The following is a 1,637-nucleotide window of genomic DNA, read 5'->3' as shown; positions in this document are numbered from 1 at the left end:
TTGGCGCCGGTACTCGTCGGCCAGGCCGAGCAGGGGGCCGATCTCGTGGGCGGTCGTCCGCGCCTCGGTGTTCAGGCCCCAGGTCCGGTGGTTGGCCCGGTCCTGGCGCTCCCGGACGGCGACCGTGTGGTGCGCCGTGGACCGGTCGGGGACGAACTCGACCTCGACCCGCAGCAGATCACCGCTGGGCAGCCGCTGCCCGGTGTTGTAGACCTTCTCGACCCCCTCCCGGCCCGCCTCTCGGAGAGCCTCCACGGCCGCGGCCGTCGGCCCGTCCGCGAGGTCCAGCTTCGCTTCGAGGTCCAGGTACAGCCGGACGGTCAGCACCGTCTCGGTGTCCCCGTCCGGCAGCCGGACCCGGCGGGCGTCGAAGGACTCCAGCTCCCGGGCGGTGATGGCCCGGATGAAGGCGTCCTGCGGCGGCCTGACCTCCTGCGTGGGGACCAGCACCGCCTCGCCGCCGGCCACCGGGGCGGTCAGCTGCGGCCGCAGCTTCTGGTGCGGCTCGCCCCAGACGTCGGTGATGACGCCGTCCTCGACCCGGACGTTCAGCCGCACCCCGGCGAACCGGCCGCGGCGGACCTCGGGGGCCGGACGGCCCGCGGCCGCCTCGCCGACGACCTCGGCCGTCCCCGTCCGCAGCACGTGGTGGGCGGCGTACCGGGCCTCGGCGACGCCCCACTCCGGGGGCAGCCCCCGGCCGGGGCGGTCCCAGGCCGGAGCCGTGAACGACGGGCGCAGCCCGGCCGTCCAGTCCCCGCCGACGTGGACCTCCCGCACCGGCGGGGACTTGCGCAGCTGCGTCCCCGTCACGAACTCCAGGTCGACCGTTCCGGCCGCCTCCCTGAACTGCCGCGGCAGCACCTGCGCCAGGCTCGGCACCGCGCCCGGCGCGACCGGGAGCGTGGTGACGCCGTCGCCCGCCTCCTCGGTGAACTCCACGCCCACGTTCAGCAGCCGGTCGAAGGCCCCGACCTGCTGCCCGGCCGTGAAGTCGGCCATGAGCGTCCGCACCTGCTGCCGCACCGCGTCCAGCTCGGCGGGCGTCATGCCCGCGGACGGCTCCAGGTGCAGCCGGACGGTGAACTCGAAGCCGTCCTGCCCGCTGTCGAACCGCACCCGCTGGAGCAGTACGCCCGGGTACCCGAACAGGTCGACCCGGTCGCCCCGGCCGACCACCGCCTCCTCCTGCCACGCCGCGTACGGCGCGGGGGAGTTGGGGAGCGGGTGGTGGTACAGGATGTAGCCCTGCTGGTCCAGGACCGCCTCGACCCACAGGCTCCCGGACCAGCCGACCGCCCGGTCCAGGCCGTCCGGCCCCGGCGCGACGCTCGGATTGTTCCGCATCGCCGCCTGGACGTGCCGCAGGACCGTGTCGGCGCTCCAGTCCTCCGGGTAGTACGTCCACTCCGGCGCCGCCACCGGCCGCTGCCAGGCGGCCGGGAACCGCGTGATCGGCGCCCCCGGGACCGCCGTCGGCTTCAGCTGCCAGCCGCCGTGGTCCCGCACCACCCCGTTGGGGTCGGTCTGCGGGCCCGGGCCGGGGCGCGGCGTACGGTCGGGGCGGAGCGGCTCGGCCGCCGTCCCCTGGGCGGTCGTGAACGGCTGCCAGCCGGGGAAGTTCGCCGGGTCCGTCG

1 protein-coding gene is annotated in these 1,637 nt (G+C 76.2%); it reads right to left on the bottom strand.

Annotated elements, in window-relative coordinates; all coding sequences use genetic code 11:
- A partial coding sequence (locus AE652_RS40970) for a hypothetical protein (protein ID WP_049661029.1) occupies positions 1-1,637 on the bottom strand: 1,637 nt, incomplete at both ends.

It is taken from the genome of Kitasatospora sp. MY 5-36, from assembly GCF_001182915.1.
Taxonomy (GTDB): domain Bacteria; phylum Actinomycetota; class Actinomycetes; order Streptomycetales; family Streptomycetaceae; genus Kitasatospora.
Note: the sequence above shows the minus strand (reverse complement) of the source record. Positions and strands in the feature narration are given on the sequence as shown.